The sequence below is a fragment of the Corynebacterium gerontici genome (assembly GCF_003813985.1).
Classification (GTDB): domain Bacteria; phylum Actinomycetota; class Actinomycetes; order Mycobacteriales; family Mycobacteriaceae; genus Corynebacterium; species Corynebacterium gerontici.
This window is the reverse complement of sequence record NZ_CP033897.1, coordinates 885,681-910,781: the sequence shown is the minus strand read 5'-3', so window position 1 is coordinate 910,781 and position 25,101 is coordinate 885,681. Positions and strand designations below refer to the sequence as shown.

The window sequence follows — 25,101 nt, the reverse complement described above, 5'->3', positions numbered from 1 at the left end:
CGCGTCTTACGTCAAACATTGATGTGAGACGCGCTTTTTATATCCTCCTTGTAGCAACCATCGTCCTGAGCTTGCTGAGCCTGCCACCGCTGCAACGCCTTGATCCAGCGATCAAGACAATTCCGGAAGTGCCCGAACGCCACAAAGTGCCTGGTTACGAGCGCAGCAACTTCGGCGATGGTTGGGCCACCGCCCCCGGCAATGCCTGCGATACCCGGGTCACCATCCTGGAATCTTCGCTTTTCGACGTCCACCGCGAGCCATCCTGCCGCCTGAAATCCGGGTGGGGCGTGGACCCATATTCGGGCAATCGAATTGGTATTGGCACCGAGGAAGCAGAGACAATTGAACTGGATCACGTTTTTCCCTTGGCAGCAGCCTGGGATTTAGGGGCAGCACAATGGGATGAAATTGCGCGGATCAACTTTGCCAATGATCCGCTCAATCTCGTAATAGCCAGTAAGACGGAGAACCAAGCCAAATCGGACGCTCTGCCAGCAACATGGCTGCCCTCAAAGCGCACCAACCGATGTTGGTATGTGAATCGCCTCATTGCGGTGGCCGTGAAGTACTCTCTACCACTACCGCGTGGGGATGTGGCGGTGATGCGAAGACAGTGTCTTCTGCGTTAGGGTGCTAGGGCTAAGCATTTTTCGAAATTGCATGAATTGAAAGGTCATGATGAGCTCTATTCTCGTTATCCTGCACGTGCTCGCTGCCGTGCTATTCCTAGGTCCGGTGACCGTGGCTGTGTCCACGTTCGGCCCCCGTGCTCTCGCCGCGTCGCGTGGTGATCAGCACGCTTTGGGTTCGGTGAAGACCCTGCATCGCATCACCGAGCTTTACGGCATCTTCTCTCTGTTCGTGCCGATGATCGGCATCGCCTTGATGTTCACTGGAAATTACTGGTCCGAGGGCCGTTTCCACGCCTCGATCCTTCTTTCCATCATCGCTTGGGCCGTGCTGTTCTTCCTGATCCTGCCGCGCCAAAAGAACATGGCAGGTGCATTGGGTGTGCTCGATCAAGACGAGCTGGCCTCTAATGATTTCCAGGTGAAGAACTGGGAGAAGGAGAAGAGCCAGGTAGCCATGTTTGGTGGCATCTTCAGCGCTCTCTGGGTGATCGTGTTCATCCTGATGATGCTCTAATCAGCACCTCCCCCTTATCAGCCGGCCAGGTTCAACTTGGCCGGTTTTTTATCGCTCCAGCACCCCCTCCGGCAGGGTGACGCACGTTGAGCCATCGGGATACTGCCAGGTAACTTCCGCGGTTTCACCGATATAGGCCCGGATCTGCTTTGAGGTTTTCAAGTTGTGGTGACGCCGACACAGCAGTTGGGCATTTTCCACCGCCGTCTCCCCTCCCCGGTCAAACTCGTGTACGTGGTCGATATCGCAGAAATAGTGCGGGGTTGAACATCCTGGGAATCGGCAATGTCCATCTCGCGCCTGGATAAATGCGCGCATTTTCTCAGTGAAGCGGTACGCTTTGGTTGCTGGCGGCGGCTCCAAAGGGCGGGTGCGGCTTATATGATCGCGCAGCACTGTCGCTTCATCGCCGGTGAAAGCGTCACCGCGCGCCGTACGGATCACCCCTCCTTGGTCCTGATAAACATTCACCGTCACCTTAGTTCCCACCCCCATGAGCATGCAGAACACGGCATCGGCTTGGCTGATACCCATAATCTCGGCGTTTCTGATGATTACATCCCGCAGCATGCTCGCGGCTGCGTCGGAAAGCATGACACCGAGGTAGGTGTGATTCCGGCTGGAGACGTGTTCAACCAGCATGTCGGGGTTTCGCTTGGCTTTTGGCAACACGCCGAGCCGACGTCGGATGTAGGCCGCTATCTGACGCGCCGATGGCAGCGCCTGCTCAGGCTTTTTGGGTGTGAGGTACCGACAGAGGTATGCATCGATATCTCCCCAGTCTTCCTCAAGATCCAGGGTGTTGCCGATGGCAATGAGCCGCGCAAAGTCGAGGTGCCAGAGCGTCTCGAATAGGGCCTTCGTTTGCGGCAATTGATCCAAAACCCATAGGGCCACAAAACGGTTGTAAACATAGGTTTCACCGTGGCCAGTTCCAGGTGCGATCGTGGCGGCTACGATGAAGGCATCTTCGCGGTCATCGGGCTGCGGCAACAATGCCCGCCAGAGTTCATAATCATCACGGCGGCGATGCTCGAATATCTGGCAGATTGGATCGTCCGGGTTACTACTGCGGAAATACGGCTTTAGCTGCTGTTCTGCTTGCATACCCGCACACTAACAGCCCACCCCCGATCAAAGGTTCGAACGTAGATCAATGTTCGAACATTTTTCCTATTCGATGGTGCTAGTAGGACTTCACCAACACCCAAGGGGCATCTTCGGAAGCACGAGAAAACTCCAAGTGCCCTACGGGATTCAGATGCGCCTCCTGATACCCCGAGCACCAGTCCACCTCGCTACGCTTATAGGTGACCGACTCGAAACCGCCGTCATCGTCCAACATCACAGCGATGTTTTCGTCTTCAGCGGGCCCGTATTCGGGCGTATCCAAGCTCAACCCGAGGCGGTCCTCCACCAATTCCCTATCTTCCGCAGGACAAATGACGGCTACCGAAGTCCAATGATCCCCATAGGCCTCCGCAGCGCTGAGTTGCACCACTTGCGGAAAATCTTGCCCCTTCGCCCCATCACGCAATGCATCCATCAAGGGATCGTGAACGACAAGCCAGATGCTAAACACCGACAAGGTGACAAAGAATACCGTCAGGCCGGCAATTCCTAGCGTGGTTCGGCGCAGCACAAGAGGCTCCTTATCGTTGGGGACGCTTCCAAATGCTACGACCGAGCATGCCCGCGCACCAAAAATGACAAGAACCCCGAGACCAGAGGTCCCGGGGCGCATTCAAAGCATTTAGTCGCGCCAGCGGCCACGGTCACCGCGACCGCCACGGTCACGATCACCACGGAAACCACCACGGCCACCACGGTCACGATCACCACGGAATCCACCGCGGCCACCGCGATTATCGCGCGGAGGACGGCCGTTGTCGCGCTCAATGTTGATGAGCTGACCGGAAATGCGGGTATCACGCAGGTTGTCCAGCACGTCGCGAGACATGTTCTTTGGCAACTCAACCAAGGTGTGATCAGCGAAGATGCTGATGCGACCGAAGTCCTTATTGCTCAAGCCACCCTCGTTCGCGAGAGCACCGACGATGGCACCCGGGCGAACATGCTGACGCTTACCTACGGCCAAACGATAAAGTTGCATGTCCTGAGAGCGCTCAAAACGCGAGCCACGGTCACGATCACGGCGGTCCCCACGGTCACGGTCACGGCGGTCGCCACGATCACGATCAAAGTCACGATCGCGTCGATCGCGACGCTGCACCGGCTGCTCCTTCATCAGGAACTCGTCACCAGCTCGTGCCTGAGTGGCCAGAGCTGCAGCAATGTCCTCTAGGGGAACATCATGCTCTTCCGCATAGGCCTTAATCAGACTGCGGAATACAGCAACCTGATCGTTTTCCAAAGACTCAGTGATGGAATCGGCGAACTTAGCCTTGCGGGAATCATTGACCTCGTCGACGGTGGGCAGATCCATCTCAGTCAGAGGCGCATTAGTCGCGCGCTCAATGGAACGGAGCATACGACGCTCACGCGGGGTGACAAACAAAATGGCCTCGCCCGAACGTCCTGCACGGCCGGTGCGGCCAATGCGGTGCACGTAGCTTTCAGTGTCGTTCGGAATGTCGTAATTGAACACGTGCGTAATGCGTTCAACGTCAAGCCCGCGTGCTGCAACGTCGGTAGCCACCAGGATGTCCAGGCGGCCATCCTTGAGCTGATCGACGGTGCGCTCACGTTGCGCCTGCGCAATGTCGCCATTGATGGCAGCGGCGGAGAACCCCCGGGCGCGTAGCTTCTCGGCCAACTCCTCGGTTTCATGCTTGGTGCGCACGAACATGATCATCGCCTCGAACTCCGTAACTTCGAGGATGCGTGTGAGCGCGTCGAGCTTGTTGCGATGGGCAACAGACAAGTAGCGCTGCGTGATGTTGGTGTTGGTGCGAGTTTCGCTCTTCACCTGCACTTCGCGCGGATCGTTCATGTACTGCTTGCTCAGGCGACGAATACCGTTGGGCATCGTGGCGGAAAACAGCGCAACCTGCTTTTCCTCGGGAGTGTCGGCGAGGATGCGCTCAACGTCTTCCTGGAAGCCCATGTTGAGCATCTCGTCGGCTTCATCCAGCACCAGGTACTTGAGCTCGGAGATATCGAGCGAGCCCTTTTCCAAGTGGTCAATCACGCGACCCGGTGTACCCACGATGATTTGGGCACCACGGCGAAGTCCCGAAAGCTGAATGCCATACGCCTGGCCACCGTAGATCGGGAGCACATGAATGTCGCCGAGGTGATCGGCAAAGCTCTGGAAGGAGTCTGCAACCTGCAGCGCCAACTCGCGGGTGGGCGCAAGCACCAGAGCTTGGGGGTGACGCTTCTTTGCGTCGATACGCGAAAGGATCGGTAAGGCAAAGGCGGCAGTTTTGCCGGTACCCGTTTGCGCTAGACCCATCACGTCGTTGCCTTCCATCAGCAACGGAATGGTTTGTTCTTGGATGGCTGAGGGAACCTCAAAGCCAACTTTTTGTACGGCCTTCAGTACGGCCTTGGGCAAGCCCAGGTTTGCGAACCCGGGTTGCTCGTTCTCTTCACTGTCCGTCTGTACGGAGTCGTTGGTCTCAGAAGTATTCGCGACCCTAGAGGTGTCCTCATCATGACTGATGGCACCCATCTGCGATTGATCCTGAGATTCCGACACAATATTCTGTTCCGGCACGTTCTCGCCGCCGGTGGCGTTATCGGTAATGCTCATTGCCAGTCCACGCTACGCTACGAGCTGCACAATTGCAGAAAAGGAGACGTAACGCTCCCCCACCCTCAGGTGAGACGAGCACCACACCAATTCCCACGACTGAGGTAGAGCTACTTGTAGAAAGCCTGTTAGGCAGCCTTTTACTGTTTAGGATCGTAGTGTTGCGCCCATGAACTTCTGCACACCTTCTCGGACCCTGCGGCATTGCTGCATGGCTTCGGCGGTTGGGTACTGTTCGGCTTGGGCTTGAGCCTCTTTATTGAATCTGGCGTGCTCTTCCCCTTCTTGCCAGGCGACACCCTCTTAGTCGCTGCGGCCATTCTGCGCGGCGATCTCGGCATTAGCGTGTAGCAAATCCCCATCGTTGGTACGATCCGCGCGTTTTCTGGGCGACCGGGTCTGTTCCTACCCCAACCACCGCTTCGGACGAGGCCTATTCAAGCCGGACGTGCGCGTTTTCAAGACAAAACTTCTGGAAGAGTCCGTGGCGTTGATTTTGGGACGTTTCGTTCCCCATTGTGCACACTTATGTACCGCTCTCGGCGGGCATCGCTGCCATGCCGTATCGCAGGTTCATCACCATGAATGTCATCGGCGCGGTGAGCTGGGTGGTGCCGGTGACGTTCGTTGGTGTGGCATTGGGTAACATCCCCCGCATCGCGCACTCCATCGACTTGATCATGATTCTGATTTTTTTCATCTCCGTGCTCCCCATCATCATTCCGGCGCTGATGAAGCGCCGGAAGAATCCGGTGAAGATCCGCGTTGCCGAGGATCAGCAGGCCTAAGCTATTCGACGAGCCCCCGCCCCCGGAGTTGCCACCATGAAAGTGGGCTCCGGGAATTCCTTTTCTTCGGCGGCCTTAGTAATGGCTTCGGCCACCTGCTCCACTTCCTCTTCGGCTACCAGAGTGATGACGCTGCCGCCGAAGCCGCCGCCCGTCATTCGTGAGCCCCGCTCACCCACCGCCTGGAACACGGACTCCAGTTCTGGGGTGACCACCTCGTATTGATCACGCAAGGACTCATGAGAGTCCCGCATGAGCTTCGCAAACAGCACCAAATCGTCGGCTTGCAATGCTTGGGCAGCCCTGGCGGTGCGGTCAGTCTCCTCCACCACATGCTTCACGCGCTTGCAGGTGACCTCAACATCCTTGCCCTCGGTTTTCGCCCACGCGGCGGCACGCGCCACGGCGTTGTCTACCTCGCGCAAGGTGTTGGCATCGCACGCCGCGGTGACCTCATCGATCACACCGCGCCTGGAGGCGTATTGGCCGTCGTTGAGCGCGTGTGGCGCATTCGTATCTGCGATCAGCAACGCCAAACCATGGCCGGATAGATCAAAAGGCACGAGCTCGGTGTTACCCGATTGGAAGTCGATCACCAACGCCTTGCCTTCCTCGCCATAGAGCGAAGCGCGCTGATCAAGACCCCCGGTTGAAGCGCCGACCACCTCATTTTCTGCCCGAATGCAGGCGTCCACTAGTGCGGAGCGCTCGGCATCTGTTGCCTTTCGGCCCGAGGCGAGTTCAAGCGCCCCAAGAGCAGCAGAGCACTCCAAGGCAGCGGAGCTCGACAAACCCGAGCCCACTGGCACATCGGAGACAATCGCCATGTCCAGCCCCTCAGCGCAGTGAATCACTCCTGCCTCGATCGCCGCCCATACAGCACCCACCACATAGCCTGCCCAGCTGTTCGGATTGCCGGGTCCAACCTCGTTGATGGGAATGTCCACGCGGGCGGCTTCCGTCTCGCCCGGCGCGAGGGAGACCACGCGGTAGTTGGGGGCGCCGGAGCGTCGAATAGCTACTGCGGTATTGGCCTTGAGAGCGAAGGGGATTGAGATGCCGCCAGCGTAATCCACATGGTCACCGATCACGTTCACGCGCCCCGGAGCAGCCCACACTCCCTCGGGATCCTCACCGAAGTGGGAACGGAACAGTTGCGTCGCGGCCTTCACCATTGCTGCATCGTCACGGGTTTGAATCCAACGTGGCACGATCACCACACCTCCTGGAATTTCTTGGCAATCGCCTCCGGCGTGGTGTCATTGATCCACACCCCTTGGGCAGATTCTGAACCGGCGAGGAACTTCATGCGGCCGGGGCTGCGCATCAGCGAGAACATCTGCAGATGCAACCTGCCGTAGGTGCGAAGTTCCGGATCCACCGGCGCTTGGGTCCAGCCAGCGATATACGGCGTCTTCTCCACTCCCTCGAAGAACTGGTCAAATGCCGTGTAGAGGCGCTTAAGCAGGCCCGCGAGTTCCTCGCGCTCTTCTTCCTGCAATTCGGTGAAGTCGGGAACGTGGCGCTTTGGCATCACCATGACCTCCACCGGCCACTTCGCTGTGGCAGGAACGAAGGTGAGGAAGTGCTCTCCATCCTCAATCACGCGGGTTCCAGCCTGACGTTCGGCTGCGAGGATCGCATCGAAGAGATTATCTCCCTGCGCAAGGGCGTGCGCCTTCGCTTGCTCCACCACCTGCTTCAGCCGGGGGCTCAAGAATGGATAGGAGTAGATCTGCCCATGCGGGTGCTGCAGCGTCACGCCGATTTCTTCTCCCCGATTTTCAAAGGGGAACACCTGCTGCACCCCGGGGATCTGAGAAAGCGCGGCGGTGCGGTGCGCCCACGCCTCGATTACGGTGCGGATGCGCGTGACATCCAGGTCCTTGAAGGACTGCTGCACGTCCTCGGTAAAGCACACCACCTCACAGCGCGCCAGGGCAGGCTCCCGGGGAAAGAGCTCCGAACCGTCCACATGGTGATCCCAGCCGGCTGTGTCCATGTGCTGGGTAAAGGACGGGAAGCGGTTCTCAAACACCACCACGTCGTAGCTGGGCGATGGGATTTCCGTCGGCAGCTCGCCTGGTTTGGTGGGCGCCAGCGGGTTTTCGTTTGCCGGGGGCATGAAGGTTCTATTCATGCGGTGAGAGGCATAGGCCACCCAGGCACCGGTGAGCGGATCGCGGCGGATTTCTGAAGCGGTATTGGCTTCGGGTAGGTCGCGAGTATCCTCCAGCACACGGTCGCCATGTTCGCGATCGTCGAAGTAGATGATCTCGCGGCCGTCGGCAAGCGTGCCTTCGGTGATCGCGACCTGGACCATTAGTGACCTCCAGGTAGAGCGGACTCGTCGATCTTGGTTTCATCCACCACGATCGGCTTCATCTTGGCCCACAGCATGAAGAACGCACCCACAGCCAGCATGGCAATGCCTGCATAGAGATTGTCGGAGCTGTTCTTCAGCGCTCCAGTGTCGGGGTTCGTGCCGGGATCGAGTACGAAGCTGCAAATCACCAGCACAATGCCGTAGATGCCAATGAGCAGCCCAATGAAGTTGCGGATGTCGAAGGCACCCGCAGCGTGTTTCTTATTAGCCATGATTGGATTCCTTTTAAGCGAAGATGATGTTCAAGGCGATGACGAGCACCATGCACAACACGCCAAGGGGGACGGTACGGCGGTACCAGGGAAGGGCGGCCTCGGAGGCGTCGACAAGCGACTCTTTCGGCGTAACCGAACGGACAAAACCAACCAGCTCGCTATCGGGCTTGGGCTTGGTCAGCATGGACACCACGATGGAAACGATGATGTCGGTGGCGAAGGCGATGGAGGCGGCGACGAATGCGGTACCCTGGCCTGGCAAATTCACCATCGGATTCTCGCCGAGGGAAAGCACCCAGAAACTAATGGCCGCAACCGTACCGGACACCAGGCCAACCCAACCGGCGGAAGGCGTCATGCGCTTCCAGAACATACCCAAGATGAAGGTGGCAAACAGCGGCGCGTTGAAGAAGCCGAACAGCGTTTGCAGGTAATCCATCACATTGCCGAAGTTCTTCGCCAGCAGCGCGGTGAACACGGCGATGACGGTGGCGCAGACGGTGGCCAGACGGCCGAACTTGAGGTAGTAATCGTCTTCGCGATCCTTGACCACATAGGTCTGCCAGATGTCGTAGCTCATCACCGTGTTGAATGCGGAAATGTTCGCCGCCATACCAGCCATGAAGGAAGCCAAAAGGCCAGCGATTGCCACCCCGAGCAGGCCGTTGGGCAGCAGGTCGCGCATGAGCAGCAGGACCGCGTCATTCGGTCGAGCTTCCGGGTTCGGCCCCATCAGCTCAGCCACGAGAACCGAGGCGATCATGCCCGGCAGCACCACCAGGAAGGGGATGAACATCTTCGGGAATGCGCCAATGATTGGTGTCTTGCGCGCCGCGGAGAGAGATTCGGAGGCCATGGCGCGCTGCACCTCCACGAAGTTCGTGGTCCAGTAACCGAAGGACAGCACAAAGCCAAGGCCGAAGGTAATGCCGATGACGGAGAGCACTGGAGAATCAAAACCGGAAATTTCCATGCCCGGCCAGGTGTGGAAGTGCGTGGAATCCGCCACCTGCTGCTTGAGACCAGACCAACCGCCCACGCGATTCAGACCGATCAGCGTCAGCGGCAGCAGCGCTGCGATGATGACGAAGAACTGCAGCACCTCGTTGTAGATCGCCGCAGACAGGCCGCCCAACGTGATGTAGGACAGCACGATCACGGCGGCCACAATCAGCGTCACCCACAGCGGCCAACCCAGCAGCGCATTGACAATCTTGGCCAGCAAGAACAGGTTCACGCCCGCGATGAGCAACTGCGCCAGCGCGAAGGAGATGGCGTTCACCAAATGCGCGCCCGGGCCGAAGCGGCGCAGCATGAACTCGGGCACGGAACGAACCTTCGAGCCATAGTAAAAGGGCATCATGACAATGCCCAGGAACACCATCGCCGGCACCGCACCGATCCAGAAGTAGTGCATGGTTTGGAAGCCATACTGCACACCATTGGCGGACATGCCGATAATTTCCACCGCACCCAGGTTGGCGGAAATAAACGCCAGCCCAGTCACCCAAGCGGGCAATCCACGGCCGGACAGGAAGAAGTCAATCGACGACGACACACGCGCCTTCGCAGCCCAACCAATGCCGAGCACAAACACGAAGTACAGCGCAACCAATATGTAGTCGACCCAAGAGGCATCAAGCCTTAATGCGGTATCCATTTGGTCACCTTTACTCTGGAGTGATTTGAGGGATATGAAGTTATTGGCCCAAGAGGGTTCAGGCCACGCCTATAGTGATCCGATATTCCACCGAATCGCCTTTTCTTAGCTTTTCGACGTCCACGTCATCACGCAACGCGTTCGGCGGAGCAGACATGGGCTCAACCGCCAGCGCCCTCCCCCTTCCCGGATACGTCACGCCGAGGGACTCATCCGGAGTGAAAATCTGTGCCCACTGCATGTTGTCCGAGCACACCATTCGAACCGCGCCAATGTCGCTTTCCAATACTGCCTCCAACCCCCGGCCAGCCTTAAAGCAATCGTCCATCACCACGCCAGCAAGCGAGGTGCCCTCACTGAGATTGGCGCTGAGGGTCGTCGCCTCCAATGAGCCATTGGGGAGGTTTCTTTGCGGATCCAGCGGCAATTGCTTTTCGACGTTCACCCGCAGCATCGATCGATCCGTCTCCGCACCCATCGCGCTGAGGTAGGTGTGCCAACCGATGGCAAATGGAGCTGCTTCAGCTTCCGTTTGAGCGGTGACCGTGGTGCTGAGTTCAATAGGGCTGAGATGATAATCCACGCTCAGGCGGATGGGCCACGGCCACCCCTGGGTGGGTTCTATGCGGTAGCTAAGGACAGCGGAATCCTCGTGACGTTCCACCACATCCCACACCTGGTCATGAACGAAGCCGTGGATGGCATTATTGCGCTCTGGTTCTGTAATCGCGAGTTGATGCTCTTCCCCACCAAAGTTGAACGTGCCATCTTCTGTCCGGTTTGGCCAGGGGGCAAGCCACAGCCCTGCAGCAAGCGGTGGATCGTCGAGCGATTCATAAGATTCCACCAGCGGCGCACTCTGGTAGGTGAGCGACTTGAGCCCGGCGCCTCGCGTATTGATCACCGCAGCCATATCGCCACTGGTGAGCACAATGCTCTGCGGTTGCTTCTTCACCATCGCCTCTGCCTTTCCGTTTGTGGCTTGGGCGGAAGTTCGGCGGACGAGCAGCCAGGTTATGATCCGCAACTCGGACGTCGGACGACCAGACAATCACCATGGTAGCGGCGGCGATACATTGCCCGCAAGGAAATGAGGGGCAGAAAAATAATGCAACCAATAGCTGCTAAACTTTGGCTCTGATTTCCCCCATAAACAAAGGTTGAAAACGTTGAAGAAGCGTATCGAAGTCACAGGTGCAGTGTTTCTCAGAGACAATCTAATTTTGGCCGCTCAACGCGGGGGCGGGAAAGCCTTGGACGGTTTTTGGGAATTCCCTGGCGGTAAAATTGAGCCCGGAGAGAGCCCCGAGCAAGCACTCGCTCGAGAGTTACGCGAAGAGCTCCAAGTGGACGCCACAATCGGCGAATTCCTGACCACTACTGAGCACGAATACGACTTTGGCATCGTGGTGCTCTCTACCTATTTCTGCGAACTTAACGGCACTGAGCCGGTTCTTAGCGAGCACAAAGAGGTCCGGTGGGTTCGCCCAAAAGATCTTGAGAACCTGCAGTGGGCCCCCGCCGACATTCCCGCAGTTCGTCTTATTCGGCACCGCTTTGCCGATCAGGGCTGACTCCTTGAAGTCCTTGCAGCACACGCTTGCCGACGACCTTGTGTTCGGTTTCCTCGACCGAACACAACCAAGCGAGCAGATCTTTCATCCGAAGCTCATTGCAAACGTTGATGAAAATGTCATGCTCACCGCGATTAAGCAGGAGCTGCATCGCTGCACTGACTTTACTTTCTCAGTTGCCTTCATTACGCCCGCGGCCTTGGCATTGTTGAAAGAGTCGCTCCTTCAATTCCAAGGCCGCGGGCGAATTATCACCTCACGCTATCTTGACTTCAATCAGCCCGACGTATTCCGGGAACTCCTGCTGCTGAACAATGTTGAAGTCTTCATCCACGACGATCGCGATGCAGGCTTCCACGCCAAGGGATACGTTTTCGATGCTCCGGATGGCATCACAGCAATCGTCGGAAGCTCAAATCTGACGGACAAAGCTCTGCTAAAAAATCACGAGTGGAATCTCCGATTCTCCGCCTTTCCGGGCGGCGATATAGCCCTTCAGCTTAGGCAAGCCCTGGATCAACAGGTTCAGCGCAGTCAGCCGCTCACACCGGATTGGATTCGCGACTATGAAAACGACCGAAAACAACCCGTATTCCGCGGGTTAACCCGAGACCAAAGGCCCACTCAGAAGCGGATCCTCCCAAACGCCATGCAAAGCGAGGCCTTGGACGCGATCGATGAAATGCAGTCTGCAGGTGCGCGCCGAGCACTAGTCATCTCGGCAACCGGAACAGGAAAGACAATTCTTGCAGCTTTGGCGGTGCGAGCGTCTGCCCCGAAACGCCTGCTATTCATCGCCCACCGGGAGCAGATTCTTGATAAAGCTCGTGAGGAGTTTATTCGAGTACTCGACGAGAAACGTGAGCAGTTTGGTCTCTTCGTTGGCAGGCACAAGCATTTTGATTGCAAGTACGTGTTTGCATCAATTCAGTCGTTAAGTTCAAAGGGCATCCTGGAGGCCATAGGTCCTCGCGACTTCGATTATGTCATCATCGACGAAGTCCATCGCTCAGGTGCGGGAACTTATCGCCGGGTGATTGACCACCTCAAACCGGATTTTCTTCTAGGTCTCACAGCAACTCCGGAACGCGCAGATCAATTCAACGTCTTCGAGCTCTTCGACCACAACGTTCCTTATGAAATTCGTCTGCAAAAAGCCCTGGAAGCCGATATGTTGGTCCCCTTCCACTATTACGGAGTCACCGACTACAGCTTGGATGGGGCCGAGATAAACGAGAAAACCGAGCTTCACAGGTTAGTCGCTGAAGAACGTGTCCGGTATGTGGTGGAAATGCTCCGAAAATACGGCCATCCCAACGGCGTTTGCGGTCTGATGTTTTGCAGCCGAAGAAAGGAAGCCGAAGAACTGTCCAAGCTGTTTAATCAGCAAGAACTGCACGGTCGGCCACTACGGACGGTACCACTTAGCGGCGAACACTCGGTCGAGCATCGTAACGAGACGATCCGCAAGCTCGAAGCTGGAGAGCTCGACTACATTCTCACAGTCGATATTTTGAATGAAGGCGTTGATATCCCCGCTGTAAATCAGATCGTCATGCTTCGTCCGACGCAATCTGCCATCGTTTTTACACAGCAACTCGGCCGCGGGCTAAGAAAAGCGAAGAATAAGGACCACCTTCGTGTCATTGACTTCATCGCCAATTACAAAAACAACTACATGATCCCGGTAGCGCTGTTCGGCGATAATAGCCGCAGCAAGGACCGATTGCGCAAGGCCTTAGTTTCCCGAAAAGGCAATAACGCGATTGCCGGATTATCAAGTGTGAACTTTGACCGTATCGCTGAGGAGCGCATCCTCAACGCCATCGATAAGGCGCCTTTGAATCATCTTTCCGAGATGAAGAAAGAAATTTTAGCGCTTCAGGCACGCCTCAATCGTGTACCTAAGTTATTTGACTTTGCCGTCTATGATTCAGTCGAACCATTAATCTTGGCAACCAAAGTGCCAAGTGTGAAGAACTACTGGGATCTACTGGTTCGCGTAGGTCTGAGGAAAGATTGCCCAACAAAGCAGCAACGACATTACCTCAATTTTCTATCCAAAGAGATCCTCCCGGGAAAACGTCCACACGAACTGGTGCTCCTGAAGTACCTCTTGGATCATCATCAAATCAGCACAGTCGAATTTTCCACGTTGCTCAGCAATGAAGGTTTCGATGCCGACGAAGCAACTATAGAGAGTGCTCTGCGGGTTCTGGACTATAGCTTTTATGTCAAGACGCTGTTCGGCGAATCGCCTCTGATCGAACGCGATGCGGGAATGAATCACCTCAGTGCCGATTTCCAAAAAGCGTTGGAGGATCCGACTTTTGAGGCTAATGTGCGAGACGTCATTCGCACGGGTCTATTCACCTCAGCTGAGGTCTACGGTCACGCCGATTCGTTAGTCCTCAACAACAAATACACCAGGCGTGAGGTCACACGTCTTTTGCGGTATCCCAAAGACAAGAGCGAGACAATCTTCGGCTACGCAGCGAACGAAGACACCCAGACCATCCCCATCTTTGTGACGTATCGAAAGGATCACAGGTTCAGCGAGGAAACCTCCTACGAGGATGCTTTCGAGTCCGAGGATCTACTCAGGTGGTACACAAGGCGCAACCGCCGACTGGATTCGCCCGAGGTGCAGCGACTTTTATCTGGCGAGTATCGCATGCCGCTTTTTGCCCAGCGCAGCAAGGACGAAGGTGACGTGTTTTACTACCTCGGTGATGTCCTTCCCACCGATCGCAAGCAGGAGCGCATGGAAACATCCAAAGGCAAAGTCGATATCGTGCAGATTGATCTCAAATTGCAGGATCCAGTGAGCCCCGAACTGTACCGATACTTCACAGCAGACGGCGAGTTAACGTAGAGCGTCGAGAAGTGCTCGATTATCGCAGCGTTTCACGCCCGAATATCCAAGCCACGAACGCAGCGGCCGATACCGCTCCACATAGGGCGAATGCTATCTGGAAGCCGAGATGTTGAGCTACTAAGCCAACGAGGATTGGTGCCAGGATAGCTCCGAAGTCTTGTGCCATTTGGAAGTTCGCGAGCACTTTGCCGCCGGATTTTTCGGTGCCGACGACGTCGGCAAGCACGGCCTGCTGGGCAGGGTTGAGGAAACCCGCACCGGCACCCGCGGCCGCACTCGTCCCGAGCAGGATCGGCACCGCATGGCTCAAGCCAAGCGCTGCAGTAAACACACCATTGATCAACAAGCCAGTCATGAGCACCGGCTTCCTGCCGATTGAGTCAGCTAAACGGCCAGAAAACTGCAAAGCGAAAGCATTACCTGCCGCAAACGCCGTCAGCGCGAAACCGGCCACCGCCGAACCGTTGCTGAAGGTAGCTGCGGTAAACAGTGGTAATACTGCTACCCTGGCGCCGAAGTTCGACCAGCCGTTGGCGAAGCCGCTCGTAAGCGTGGCCCGGTAAGCGTGATCCTGGAATGCCTCCGCGAAGCGCATACTGGGCAGCTTCTCCGCGCCTTTTTGGACGGCACCGATATTTTTCGGCATCCGCCACCACACCACCATCGCGGCCAGGAGAACAGTCGCTCCATAGATGAGGAATGGAATTCTCATCCCCAATGAGGCAAGGGCACCGCCGATCACAGGGCCCAAAATGTTGCCAAACAAGAACCCCGAGGCATAAGCCGAAGAAGAACGCCCGCGGATTTCTGGCGGGGAAAGCTTGATGATCAGCCCCATCGCAGACACGGTGAACATGGTGGAGCCGAAGCCCGCTATCGCCCGAAGAACAAGGATTTGCCAATATGCTTGGCTGAAAGCAACGAGTCCCGTTGCGATTGCCACCGTAAACAGCCCTGAAAGGTAGATTTTTCGGGCACCGATGGCGTCGATAAGCGAACCCGAAACTGGGGCAAAAATGAGGCGGGTAGAAGCGAAAATTGAGACCACTGCCCCGGCGAGCGCCATACCGACACCGAAACTGGCGGCGAACTGCGGGATGATCGGCGCAATGATGCCAAATCCGATCGCGATAATGAACGCTGCACTCACCAAAATCCAGATTTCGTGAGGGATTTTCGGGCGCGGGGAGGAGGCTTGGCGAATCACTCGATTCAGGATAGTCCCGAGCGTGGGTGTGGCAAGATTTAGAAATTAGAACAAATGTTCTCTTCCCTCCTTCCGTAGCTCGGAGGTCGGTTTCTAAGGTTGGGCGCATGTTCAACACAGCTAGGAAACCACAGCCCATTGCCCACCCCGATCTTCCTGCTCTCCTGCGGTCAAAGCAGCCACAAACACTTGCCAAGATCACGAGTGTGCTGCGCCATCCACGATCCTTGGCGCGCCCCAACCCCACCTGGCGCCCGCCAACTCTCAGCATTCCGTTTCCCTCGGGTGACGGGCTAGATCAAGTGAACCTCACCATCACACGGCGGCGGGTGGGGCCAAACGCGCAGGCGCGCATCAAGGGCTTTGGCGAGCAACGCCGTCCCGCGTACGTCATTTCGCTTCGCTTTAGTCACCCTGAAGCCACCGTTGCCCCGCCGGAGGTGGCAGAGGCGTGGATTCGAGCACTTATGGGCGTCGATGTTGATTGCGTCCACGTCCTCGAAGACGAATACGCGCCAACCTTCCTGTGGATGGTTGACGCGCAATATCAGCCGTTACACTCCCCCGCCTCACTCTTTGCCAACTTCGCCCAAGCGGCGTAGGGAAACGGGCTGGAGTTATTCTTCCTCGTCGTCCTCGCCGAAGATGTCGTAGACGTCCGGCTCGTCATCCTCGAAGTCGTCGAGTGGCATGAGCTGGGATTCCCAGTCTTCGGCGTGGTCAGCAGCCAAGGAAAGGACATCGAACAGCCGGTCTGGATCACTGAAGCTACCCAGTTCCAGCACTTCTTCTGTCATAGCTCCGATCTCTGCGGCGGCCTCATAGAAAATGCGTTCACGCTCGGCGTCGCTGAGCTCCTCGGGATCATCAACCTCGTCCCAGAGCTCATCCACAACTTCACCCACGCGCTCCTCAAACTCGCTGCCCAAGGTAGCGAAGGTGACGGCAGCCACCGGCTGCGCATCTTGCACCGTGACCTCGACGATGAGCTGCGAAGAATCAGCAACGTCGGCGATCACCACGCTCGGATCCAGCGGATCCTGAAGGAAGGTAAGATCCGCGATGCGCTCATCGGTAGATTCCAAAAGGTCGCGCAGGATCGTCACCACCTGATCGGTGGCCACATGTTCCGCGACGGTGCGAACTGCGTCCTCAACCGAAAACACCACGGACACCAATGCGGCCTCAAAGTCCACATCCAGCTCCGGCGCGGCAGCCGCAGCGATATACACGTTAGCCGCTGGCATGATCGGGTCGATCTCCACGAACTGAATTTCCACGTCCGAGGTGATCGGCACGAACATCACATCATCATTGACTCGTGATTCGATCCCTTCCGCATCCAGCGCAGAAGCAATGTCCTCAAAGAAACTCATGTCTTACCCTTCTAGCAGGAGAAACGATTGCCGCAGCTCGTGTGAGCAGACGACCTGCGCCTAAGCCTAGCCGGGTCTACAACAAATTGCGCCCGCTAGAACCCACGAATCGCAGAAATCTGAGCGGCAATACGCTGCTGCCGATCCTGGCGCGGGCATGAGGTGCACACATCGGCGGCGGGCGAATGGAAAATCATGCAACAAGAGCTACGATGCGGCAGCAAATACTCCGGCTCCTCAGCCTCCAAGTGCTGCGGATCCACCGCGACGAGCCCGGAATCCTCAATCGCCTCCACTCGCATTGGCGCTAAGCAATCCCCTGCGACTTCCGCAATGCCCTCGTGCAATGCTTCGGCAACGCGATAGCCCTTCGCTGTTTCGAAGTCCTCATTGCCAGCAGCGATTGCGGGTTGAATCACGCCATCTGCAATCAATGCCCACAAGGGGGCAGGGCGAATAGCGAAGTGCTCGCACAAGCCCTCCACCACCGGGCTGAGGCTCCTGGCAAGTTCCTCACCAGCCTGCCGGTGGGAATCCGCACCGCTTCCTGGCAAGAACCCAAACCAAAAGTTTCCCTCCCGGCGAAACAGGGTGCCATTGTGGAAGTTCAAGCTCGGGATCTCCTCACCCTGCACCATAAGCATCACCGAGGGGGTGAGCACATCTCCAAGCAGGGTATAAAGCCACAATTGCGCGGCATGGCGCTGGTGCTCTAGCTGAAAAATGTCCTGGCATTCCGCGACGGCGCCCTCGATGGTGTCGCGGCTCGCGAGCTCTGCAGCGCTCAGCGTATTGGTGTTCGGCGTCAGACTCGGCCGAAAACGCTCGTGCTGCGCAATGAGACGATCAAAAGCGTGCTGCAAACTCACTGGCTCATCCTTTTCGCTGGGGGCAGGGCTAGTTGGTCTTGGGCATCGTTTGGCGAAAGTCCTAAGGCTTGCATAATTTCGGGACGGCCAATGCCCCACTCTGTCATGTCGTACTGCTCCCACACTCGGCGAAACGCAGCGCGCGGATCGTAAGAAACATGCAGTTCCCTATCAAAAATCAGCGTGGCTCGCCCCGGATTGAGATCATCGGGCAGCCGATATCGCGGCCACTCACGCCCCGGGTTGCCATAGTGAATGAATTGCGACCACAACTTCTGCATCGTGGTACTCAACTGCTCCAAATGGGTTCGGCCACCGATGTGCAATTTTGCCGTTTTCGCCGCCTTGAGGTCACCAAACAGTGGGGTGAGCTCCATCGAATGCCAGGCACCCAGGCCAAGCCAGCGCATCGTCGGCGGCGTGAAATCGAAGCGGTACATCCAGGTATTCGCGGCCATTGCGTGTGCTCCCGCTGCGTGAATTGCGGGTGCCCAAAAGATGGCGTCTGAGAGCAGCTCGGCAAAATCCGATCGCTTCTGTGCATGGTGATACATGTGCAGCACGGCCTCCGTGCCGTCGGGGTCGAAGGCGCGGAGCATTCTATCGGCGGCCCGCTTGCGCGCTGCGGAGCGCAGATAAAAGGCTTTAGTAAAGGAAGTCTCGTCACCGTTAGTGCCAATGAGCAGCGGAACTTTGTGTTGTCCACCGCTCTCGAACACCTCCAGCGGATGCTCGAAAAGGACTCGGTGATCCACCGTTGGGCCATAGCAGGTATTCATCTGGATCAGTTCGCCCGTGCGCCACAACATCTTCTGCCCGGCGCGGATCAGCGAATCAGCGTCCAGTTCCCTTAAATCCTCAACCGTTGCTTCAGGCAGATCGATGCGACGGGTGAGTTCGCCAGCCCAAAACTTCGCCTGCATTGAAGAGTGGATGGCGGCCAAAGGTGGTGATTGCGCGATTGCCTTATGAAACAGCCCGCGCGCAGCCGGCGTGCACATGAGCGTAAGCACGGCAGCCCCACCGGCGGACTCGCCCATAATCGTGATGTTGTCGGGATCCCCACCAAATTGAGCGATGTTGCTGCGTATCCACTTCAACGCCAGCAGTTGGTCCAGGATGGCGGGATTGGCTTCGCAATCCTCCCCCAAAGAACGCAGATCCAAGTATCCCAACACGCCGAGGCGGAAATTGATGGATACGTAGACCACGTCCATTGCGTGCGCCAAAGAATGTCCACGCAAAATCTGCTCGTGGGATGAGCCATAGATAAAGGAACCGCCGTGAAAGTACACCACCACCGGCAGTTGCTCCCCCGTGGCGGGGCGCACCACGTCCAAGTTCAGGCAGTCTTCGGTCCCGCGAATTTTTTCACCCGGTCCCATGGAGGGCTGTGCTGCCATCGGGCCGTATTCACTGCAATCTCGGACACCTTCCCAGCGCTCTATCGGGTGCGGGGCACGGAACCTTCGAGGCCCTGCAGTATCCGCCCCATAGGGGATGCCGCGCCAGGTGTGGATGGGGGCACCGCTGGTTTCGTCGAAAAGCTCAATGCCACAAACCAACCCGGAGGTTGTGTCGATGGTGAGCCCTGCGGATTGGCTCGGCGGTGCACCCATGTGTTCTAGAGTAGGGCACATGGTGAACATCGTCGACCGTGAAACTGTCCTGTGTATCTCGCTTGCAGCGCGCCCCTCGAATCATGGGGTGCGCTTCCACAACTGGCTATTTGATCACTACGGCCTCAACTACCTGTACAAAGCCGTGGTTCCCGTGGATATCACCGCGGCCATTGCCGGTGTACGCGGCCTTGATATCCGTGGTGCGGCGGTTTCAATGCCATACAAGCAGGACGTGATCCGGCTTATCGACGCCCTCGATCCCTCCGCCGAGCGTATCGACGCGGTAAACACGATCGTCAACGACGACGGTCTGCTCACCGGCTATAACACTGACTACATTGCTGTGGCCTCTCTACTTCGCTCGCATGACGTCGCACCGGAATTTCATGTGGCGGTGCACGGTTCCGGCGGCATGGCGAACGCCGTGGTGGCGGCCCTGGCTGACCACGGCATGCGCGGAACAGTGGTTGCCCGCAACGAAACCACAGGTAGCGCGTTGGCGCAGCGCTTCGGTTGGGATTATGCCGCGCAGGTACCTGAGGGTGCGCAGATGCTCGTCAATGTCACTCCGCTTGGCATGTTCGGTGATCACCAAGATGTTCAGGCATTCAGCGACGAAGCGATTGCTCGCGCCGAAGTCATCTTCGATGTGGTGGCGTACCCCGTGGAGACTCCCCTGATCAAGGCCGCGCGCGCTGCCGGAAAGCCGATCATTCACGGCGGCGAAGTGGTAGCGCTGCAGGCAGCTGAGCAATTCAAGCTCTACACCGGGGTTGATCCGAGCCCCGAGGCGGTGGAGCAAGCCGAAGCCTATTCACAAAATTAGTCCGCTTTTGTAACAGTTTTGCTACTCTTTGGCGTCTTTCCGCATTCCGATTGCAGCGCACGGCATACATTCATCTATATTTATGGCTCTGTACACAAACCGTGACGAATAACCATAAGGACGACAATGGGATTTTTGAAGAAAGCCGCCACCAAAGTTGGCGATACCTTCCTCTTTAACAAGAAGGACAGTGAAGACGCCAAGGACGCCGACCTGGACACCTTGGCGGAAAACAGCGGCGCCACTGGCAAGCTCTTGCTGCGCACCTTAGACAAGGCCGCCAAGATGCAGTCCTCCGCCATCGTGAATTATGTCGAGTGGCTTCGTTCCAAGAACCCAGACGCTTCTCCACAGCAGATCCAAGAAAAGATGGACAAGCACTTCAAAATGCTCGTCACCGGGACGGGCGCTGGTGCGGGTGGCGCTGCGGCGGTTCCCGGTATCGGATTTATCACCGGCGCAGCGGCCATTACCGCTGAATCACTGGCATTTTTGGATGCTGCAGCTTTCTACACCATGGCTTCCGGCTACCTGCGTGGAGGCGACGTGAAAGATCCCGAACGACGCAAGTCGCTCATCCTCATTGCGATCACAGGCTCCGAGGGCTCCGCGCTTGTCGACGTCTCCATGGGCGCCAACAGCTCTGTTGCGGCACTCTCTCGCATGTCTGCCCGAAACGTCTCGCAAGTCAATAATCGACTCACCAAGATGGCGCTCAAGCAGGTAACGAAGCGCCTCAAGTACTCCTGGCTTGGCAAGATCATGCCACTGGGCATTGGCGTAGTGATTGGTACCGCCGCCAACCGCAAAGTCGCCAACCGCGTTATCGAGAACACGCACAGCTCCCTGGGCGCATTGCCGGAACGCTTCGACACCCCCGCCCCGGAGGAAGGCTCCATCGAGGAACCAAAGGTCAGCGTCTCAGACAACTCATAGCTTCACCTCTTTCATGCCCTACCCCTGCTCACGGGTGGGGCATTTTTGCACCTCAATTAGGATATAAATCGATGCACACACAACCTTTGGAAGATTCATGAAGCCCTCCACCGCACGCAGCGGCAAGCAGCGCGCACGCATGCTGTGGCAGGAACTCAAAAAACAGCCCAAAACCTTGGGCTTCGCCATCATTGCAACGGTCTTGGTCACGGCCTTCGACGTCACCATCCCCCTCATCACCGGCTCCGCCGTGGACGCCGCCACCGGCGCGGTGGACGCCGATGTACGCAGGGTGGTGTGTTTCCTGGTCTTCGTGGCGCTCGGGCGCTACTGCTTCCAGTTCAGTCGCCGCTTCATCGCGGGGCTGCTCTCCAATACCTTCCAGCATCAGCTACGAGTCAGCATCTTAGACACCCTCCAAAGGCTTGACGGCGCACGCCAAGACGAACTGCGTACAGGGCAGGTGGTGTCACGCTCCATCTCGGATCTCAACTTAGTGCAAGCGATGGTGGCGATGCTTCCTTTGGTCGCCGGCCACATGCTCAAGGTGCTCGTCATCCTCGGCATCATCGCTTGGATTTCGCCGCTGCTGCTGCTCATCGCGCTCGCTGTGATCCCGGTCCTGGTGTGGCTCTCACTTCGCTCTAGGCGCACGCTCTTTGCGGCCACATGGTCCGCGCAGCAGGAGGTGGCAAACCTCGCCACGCACATTGAAGAAACCGTCACGGGGATTCGTGTGGTCAAAGCCTTCGCACAGGAGCAGCGCGAACTGGAAAAACTCGAAAGCATTTCCACCCGTGTGTACAGCCAGCAGTTGCGCGCTGCCAAACTCACCGCTCGCTTCAAGCCTTTGGTGCAACAGCTTCCCAGCGTGGCGCTCGTGATCGGCATTGGTGTGGGCGGATTCCTGGCGATGCGCGGATCCATCACCATCGGCACCTTTTTGGCTTTCTCCGCCTACCTCACCTCATTGACTGCAGTGGTGTCGATGCTGGCGGGCATGATGGTGCAGATTCAACTCGGATTCAGCTCACTCGATCGCGTCTTCGATATCCTCGCGCTCAAGCCCAAGTACCCGGATCCTCAACATCCCAAGCCGCTCCCTCGAGGCCCTTTGGGTATCCGCGTACACGCGGTGGATTTTTCCCTGGGAGACAACGCCATTCTCCGCGACTTCTCCTTGGACGTACCAGCGGGGCACACCCGGGTGATTGTTGGGCCAGCCGGTTCTGGAAAATCCATCGCGGTGCAATTGCTCAGCGCTTTCTACAGCCCGGACCACGGAAGCATCGAGCTCGTTGGCGATGAGCGCGCGCGCTTTGATGAGTTGAGGCGGGCAGACATTCGTAGTGCGGTGACGTGCGTGTTCGACGAGCCGTTTCTGTATTCAGCAAGCGTGCGCCACAACATCACCATGGGACGCGAAGTTTCAGAAGCCCAGCTACGCAGAGCCGTACGCATTGCGCAGGCAGAAGACTTCATCACCGCGCTTCCCAATGGCTTTGATCAAGTGATCGGTGAGCGAGGCCTCACGCTTTCGGGCGGGCAGCGCCAACGCATCGCCATCGCGCGCGCTTTGTTGGAGCAGCCCCGAATTCTCATCCTGGACGACGCCACCTCGGCCATCGACGCATCCACCGAACGCGCAATCTTCAACGCCCTAGGCGCCGAACTTCAAGACGTCACCATCATCGCCATCGCCCATCGGCACTCCACCTTGACACTTGCGGATGAAGTGACGCTCATGGACGAGGGCAAGGTTGTAGCGACAGGCCCCGAAACAGAGATGCGGCGTAATGCGCAGTTTGCACACCTGATGGATGTGGCGTGCCAAGCCCCGGTGAGCGAGGAGAATCCCCTTCCGTTCGATCACGGTGAGGAGCCGAGCCATGAGCAATTGTGGCCCGAGGTTCAACAGCGCGACGCACGCTTGCAGATTTCGAGGGCAGCCACCCGCGCGGCGTCCCAACAGGCCGGCGCCAATCCCGCAGCGGCAGGCGGAAGAGGTGGTCGCGGTCATGGCAGCGCAATGGCCTCGATGCCAGCCACTCCTGAGTTGCTCGCTCGTGTGGACGCTTTGCCGCCTGCCCGTGACCTGCCAGCGCATCCGGGCGCTTCACTCTACCAACCGATGCAGAAAGTCAGCGTACACAGCCTATTCGCTTCAGTGCGCTGGTTAGTTCTGTTTGTGATCGGACTGTATGTGGTGGGCGTGGCCGCAGGTTTGGCCATCCCGACCTTGGTACGCACCGCAATTGATCAAGGTGTACGCACCGGCAACGGCGGGGTGCTCTGGGAAGTGACGTTCATCGGCCTGGCCGTGGTGCTCATTGCTTGGCTTGCCGACGTCGCCACCACCATCTTGACCGCGAAAACCGGCGAACGCCTGCTCTTTGAGTTGCGAATCCGCTCCTACGCCCACCTGCAACGCCTGTCCATGAACTACTTCGAAACCACGATGTCGGGCACGATCATGACCCGCATGACCACCGACATCGAGGCGCTGAACGCCTTTTTGCAAAGTGGTCTCGCGGCCTCCGTCGTCGCGTTGAGCACCATCGTGGGCATCTTGGTTCTGCTCGGCATCACGAGCCCAACCCTTGCAATGATCGCGCTGCTTGGCGTTCCGATCATCGCGGTGGCCACGGTGGTCTTTCGCCGGATCTCCTCGCGGCTCTACACGCTCGCACGTGAGCAAATCAGCCAAGTCAATGCCACCTTCCAGGAATCCATGGCCGGGCTTCGCACCGCGCAGCTTCACCGCATTGAGCAGCAGACTCTGGATAACTTTTCCGGCCAGGCAGATGCTTATCGACGCACCCGCATCAAAACCCAGATGGCCGTCGCACTGTATTTCCCCGGCATCAATGCCTTAAGTGAGATCGCTCAAGCCGCCGTGCTCTTTGTTGGCGCTGGCATGGTCGCCAACGGCAATCTTCCAGCGGGTGTACTCGTCGCCTTCCTCCTGTACTTGGATCGGCTCTATCAGCCCATCCAACACCTTTCGCAGGTGTTCGACGCCTACCAACAAGCCCAGGTGGGCCTGCGGCGCATCTCTGCACTGCTTGCTACGCCGATCAAGGTGCCGGACAATGGCATGCTCGATGCGGATGGTGCCCACACCCAACCACTGCGTTTGAGGGACGTCAGTTTCCGCTACTCGGAGGACGGCCCGGTGGTCAGCGAGCATCTGAACCTCGAGATCGCTCCGGGCAGCACCCTCGCTGTTGTCGGCCCAACTGGCGCAGGAAAATCCACGCTCGTGAAACTCATCGAGCGCTTTTACGATCCCTCTGCGGGTGCCGTGTGCGCGGGCGAAACGGATATTCGCCAATTTCAGTTGCAGCCGTGGCGCCAAGGTATTGGTTTCGTACCACAAGAGGCGCATTTGTTTGCCAGCACCATCGGAGAAAATATCGCCTATGGCAAGCCGGGAGCCAGCGAAGCAGAAATCAGTGATGCGGCTCGGCGAGTAGGGGCGTTGAGTGCGATCGCGGCGATTCCGGGAGGTTTCCGCGCCAGCGTGGGTGAACGTGGCCGCGGACTTTCATCAGGGCAGCGACAACTCATCGCTCTTGCGCGTGCTGAAATGTGCAAGCCCAACATGCTGCTGCTCGATGAGGCCACTGCAACACTCGACCCAGCATCTGAGGCCACGATCTTGTGCGCCGCCGAGCGCGTGACGCAGCAGCGAACGTCGGTGATCGTCGCCCACAGGCTCGCTACCGCGCAAAAGGCGGATCGAATCATCGTGATGCAAGATGGCACCATCGTCGAGGACGGGAATCACGAAGAGCTCCTATCTTTTGGGGGTATTTACGCGGGCATGTGGGGTGACCAAACCCAAGTCAAGAGCACCGGATAGACAGCATATTTCTCCCCTAGGTTGCCCCCATT

22 protein-coding genes are annotated in these 25,101 nt (G+C 57.6%); 10 read left to right on the top strand and 12 right to left on the bottom strand.

The window, feature by feature from the left end; genetic code table 11:
• Positions 1-23 precede the first annotated feature (23 nt).
• Both CGERO_RS04345 and CGERO_RS04340 read left to right on the top strand, forming a co-directional pair.
• Positions 24-632, top strand: a complete 609-nt coding sequence (locus tag CGERO_RS04345) for an HNH endonuclease family protein (protein ID WP_123933645.1) — start codon at positions 24-26, stop codon at positions 630-632.
• A gap of 49 nt (positions 633-681) precedes the next feature.
• On the top strand, positions 682-1,149 hold the full coding sequence (locus CGERO_RS04340; RefSeq protein ID WP_123935932.1) for a DUF2269 domain-containing protein: 468 nt from the start codon (positions 682-684) through the stop codon (positions 1,147-1,149).
• Between the two features lie 48 nt (positions 1,150-1,197).
• Here the strand turns inward: CGERO_RS04340 and CGERO_RS04335 are convergent, their stop codons facing one another.
• From CGERO_RS04335 to CGERO_RS04325, 3 genes are all read right to left on the bottom strand, one after another.
• On the bottom strand, positions 1,198-2,256 hold the full coding sequence (locus tag CGERO_RS04335; protein ID WP_123933644.1) for an HNH endonuclease signature motif containing protein: 1,059 nt from the start codon (positions 2,254-2,256) through the stop codon (positions 1,198-1,200).
• A gap of 79 nt (positions 2,257-2,335) precedes the next feature.
• Positions 2,336-2,791 carry a hypothetical protein gene (locus tag CGERO_RS04330; RefSeq protein WP_123933643.1) on the bottom strand — a complete coding sequence of 152 codons (456 nt, stop codon included), beginning with the start codon at positions 2,789-2,791 and terminating at the stop codon, positions 2,336-2,338.
• 111 nt (positions 2,792-2,902) lie between these two features.
• The gene (locus CGERO_RS04325) at positions 2,903-4,867 is read right to left on the bottom strand and encodes a DEAD/DEAH box helicase (protein ID WP_123933642.1); all 1,965 of its coding nucleotides are present in this window, start codon (positions 4,865-4,867) and stop codon (positions 2,903-2,905) included.
• Between the two features lie 204 nt (positions 4,868-5,071).
• On the opposite strand from CGERO_RS04325, the gene CGERO_RS10845 reads away from it, so the two are divergent.
• Both CGERO_RS10845 and CGERO_RS10840 read left to right on the top strand, forming a co-directional pair.
• Positions 5,072-5,218, top strand: a complete 147-nt coding sequence (locus tag CGERO_RS10845) for a hypothetical protein (RefSeq protein ID WP_342768149.1) — start codon at positions 5,072-5,074, stop codon at positions 5,216-5,218.
• A gap of 167 nt (positions 5,219-5,385) precedes the next feature.
• Positions 5,386-5,655, top strand: coding sequence for a DedA family protein (locus CGERO_RS10840; RefSeq protein WP_342768148.1), 270 nt, complete (start codon positions 5,386-5,388; stop codon positions 5,653-5,655).
• Here the strand turns inward: CGERO_RS10840 and galK are convergent.
• From galK to CGERO_RS04295, 5 genes are read right to left on the bottom strand one after another with little or no spacing between them, the layout of a single operon-like run.
• On the bottom strand, positions 5,652-6,866 hold the full coding sequence (gene galK, locus CGERO_RS04315) for a galactokinase (protein ID WP_377017756.1): 1,215 nt from the start codon (positions 6,864-6,866) through the stop codon (positions 5,652-5,654). The genes CGERO_RS10840 and galK overlap by 4 nt on opposite strands.
• Positions 6,867-6,868: 2 nt before the next feature.
• Positions 6,869-7,978: a galactose-1-phosphate uridylyltransferase gene (galT, locus tag CGERO_RS04310; RefSeq protein ID WP_123933641.1), complete on the bottom strand. Its 1,110-nt coding sequence runs from the start codon at positions 7,976-7,978 to the stop codon at positions 6,869-6,871.
• The gene (locus CGERO_RS04305) at positions 7,978-8,253 is read right to left on the bottom strand and encodes a hypothetical protein (RefSeq protein WP_123933640.1); all 276 of its coding nucleotides are present in this window, start codon (positions 8,251-8,253) and stop codon (positions 7,978-7,980) included. Before CGERO_RS04305 ends, galT begins: the two co-directional genes overlap by 1 nt.
• Positions 8,254-8,266: 13 nt before the next feature.
• Positions 8,267-9,916 (bottom strand): sodium:solute symporter family protein, encoded by a 1,650-nt coding sequence (locus CGERO_RS04300; protein ID WP_123933639.1) that lies wholly within the window; start codon positions 9,914-9,916, stop codon positions 8,267-8,269.
• 58 nt (positions 9,917-9,974) lie between these two features.
• Positions 9,975-10,874: an aldose epimerase family protein gene (locus CGERO_RS04295; protein ID WP_123933638.1), complete on the bottom strand. Its 900-nt coding sequence runs from the start codon at positions 10,872-10,874 to the stop codon at positions 9,975-9,977.
• Between the two features lie 211 nt (positions 10,875-11,085).
• Between CGERO_RS04295 and CGERO_RS04290 the strand changes: the two genes are divergently transcribed.
• Complete coding sequence (locus tag CGERO_RS04290; RefSeq protein WP_123933637.1) at positions 11,086-11,490, top strand: (deoxy)nucleoside triphosphate pyrophosphohydrolase; 405 nt, start codon at positions 11,086-11,088, stop codon at positions 11,488-11,490.
• 4 nt (positions 11,491-11,494) lie between these two features.
• Positions 11,495-14,365: a DUF3427 domain-containing protein gene (locus tag CGERO_RS04285; RefSeq protein WP_245998885.1), complete on the top strand. Its 2,871-nt coding sequence runs from the start codon at positions 11,495-11,497 to the stop codon at positions 14,363-14,365.
• Between the two features lie 19 nt (positions 14,366-14,384).
• Here the strand turns inward: CGERO_RS04285 and CGERO_RS04280 are convergent, their stop codons facing one another.
• Entirely contained in the window at positions 14,385-15,575 is a 1,191-nt protein-coding gene (locus tag CGERO_RS04280; RefSeq protein WP_123933636.1) for an MFS transporter, read from the bottom strand.
• A gap of 107 nt (positions 15,576-15,682) precedes the next feature.
• Between CGERO_RS04280 and CGERO_RS04275 the strand changes: the two genes are divergently transcribed.
• Entirely contained in the window at positions 15,683-16,177 is a 495-nt protein-coding gene (locus CGERO_RS04275; RefSeq protein ID WP_123933635.1) for a hypothetical protein, read from the top strand.
• A gap of 15 nt (positions 16,178-16,192) precedes the next feature.
• On the opposite strand, the gene CGERO_RS04270 is transcribed toward CGERO_RS04275, so the two are convergent.
• The 3 genes from CGERO_RS04270 to CGERO_RS04260 all read right to left on the bottom strand — a co-directional run bounded on the left by CGERO_RS04270 (position 16,193) and on the right by CGERO_RS04260 (position 19,460).
• On the bottom strand, positions 16,193-16,951 hold the full coding sequence (locus tag CGERO_RS04270) for a hypothetical protein (protein ID WP_123933634.1): 759 nt from the start codon (positions 16,949-16,951) through the stop codon (positions 16,193-16,195).
• Between the two features lie 95 nt (positions 16,952-17,046).
• Complete coding sequence (locus tag CGERO_RS04265) at positions 17,047-17,820, bottom strand: (2Fe-2S)-binding protein (protein WP_123933633.1); 774 nt, start codon at positions 17,818-17,820, stop codon at positions 17,047-17,049.
• A complete protein-coding gene (locus CGERO_RS04260) occupies positions 17,817-19,460 on the bottom strand; it encodes a carboxylesterase/lipase family protein (RefSeq protein ID WP_123933632.1) in 1,644 nt (547 codons plus the stop codon). Before CGERO_RS04260 ends, CGERO_RS04265 begins: the two co-directional genes overlap by 4 nt.
• Here CGERO_RS04260 and CGERO_RS04255 point away from each other — a divergent pair.
• The 3 genes from CGERO_RS04255 to CGERO_RS04245 all read left to right on the top strand — a co-directional run bounded on the left by CGERO_RS04255 (position 19,459) and on the right by CGERO_RS04245 (position 25,069).
• Positions 19,459-20,268: a shikimate 5-dehydrogenase gene (locus tag CGERO_RS04255; RefSeq protein WP_123933631.1), complete on the top strand. Its 810-nt coding sequence runs from the start codon at positions 19,459-19,461 to the stop codon at positions 20,266-20,268. The two genes, CGERO_RS04260 and CGERO_RS04255, sit on opposite strands and share 2 nt — an antisense overlap.
• Before the next feature lie 126 nt (positions 20,269-20,394).
• On the top strand, positions 20,395-21,204 hold the full coding sequence (locus tag CGERO_RS04250; protein WP_123933630.1) for a hypothetical protein: 810 nt from the start codon (positions 20,395-20,397) through the stop codon (positions 21,202-21,204).
• A 97-nt stretch (positions 21,205-21,301) separates the two neighbouring features.
• Positions 21,302-25,069, top strand: a complete 3,768-nt coding sequence (locus tag CGERO_RS04245) for an ABC transporter ATP-binding protein (protein WP_377017768.1) — start codon at positions 21,302-21,304, stop codon at positions 25,067-25,069.
• The last annotated feature ends 32 nt before the right edge of the window (positions 25,070-25,101 follow it).

Excerpts from the sequence above, each read along its gene's own strand:
- CGERO_RS04340 (WP_123935932.1), top strand. The coding sequence starts at position 682 with ATGAGCTCTATTCTCGTTATCCTGCACGTGCTCGCTGCCGTGCTATTC.
- CGERO_RS04250 (WP_123933630.1), top strand. The coding sequence starts at position 20,395 with ATGGGATTTTTGAAGAAAGCCGCCACCAAAGTTGGCGATACCTTCCTC.
- CGERO_RS04335 (WP_123933644.1), bottom strand. The coding sequence starts at position 2,256 with ATGCAAGCAGAACAGCAGCTAAAGCCGTATTTCCGCAGTAGTAACCCG.
- CGERO_RS04245 (WP_377017768.1), top strand. The coding sequence starts at position 21,302 with ATGAAGCCCTCCACCGCACGCAGCGGCAAGCAGCGCGCACGCATGCTG.
- CGERO_RS04255 (WP_123933631.1), top strand. The coding sequence starts at position 19,459 with ATGGTGAACATCGTCGACCGTGAAACTGTCCTGTGTATCTCGCTTGCA.
- CGERO_RS04300 (WP_123933639.1), bottom strand. The coding sequence starts at position 9,916 with ATGGATACCGCATTAAGGCTTGATGCCTCTTGGGTCGACTACATATTG.
- CGERO_RS04260 (WP_123933632.1), bottom strand. The coding sequence starts at position 19,460 with ATGTGCCCTACTCTAGAACACATGGGTGCACCGCCGAGCCAATCCGCA.
- galT (WP_123933641.1), bottom strand. The coding sequence starts at position 7,978 with ATGGTCCAGGTCGCGATCACCGAAGGCACGCTTGCCGACGGCCGCGAG.
- CGERO_RS04325 (WP_123933642.1), bottom strand. The coding sequence starts at position 4,867 with ATGAGCATTACCGATAACGCCACCGGCGGCGAGAACGTGCCGGAACAG.
- CGERO_RS04275 (WP_123933635.1), top strand. The coding sequence starts at position 15,683 with ATGTTCAACACAGCTAGGAAACCACAGCCCATTGCCCACCCCGATCTT.
- CGERO_RS04305 (WP_123933640.1), bottom strand. The coding sequence starts at position 8,253 with ATGGCTAATAAGAAACACGCTGCGGGTGCCTTCGACATCCGCAACTTC.
- CGERO_RS04270 (WP_123933634.1), bottom strand. The coding sequence starts at position 16,951 with ATGAGTTTCTTTGAGGACATTGCTTCTGCGCTGGATGCGGAAGGGATC.
- CGERO_RS04295 (WP_123933638.1), bottom strand. The coding sequence starts at position 10,874 with ATGGTGAAGAAGCAACCGCAGAGCATTGTGCTCACCAGTGGCGATATG.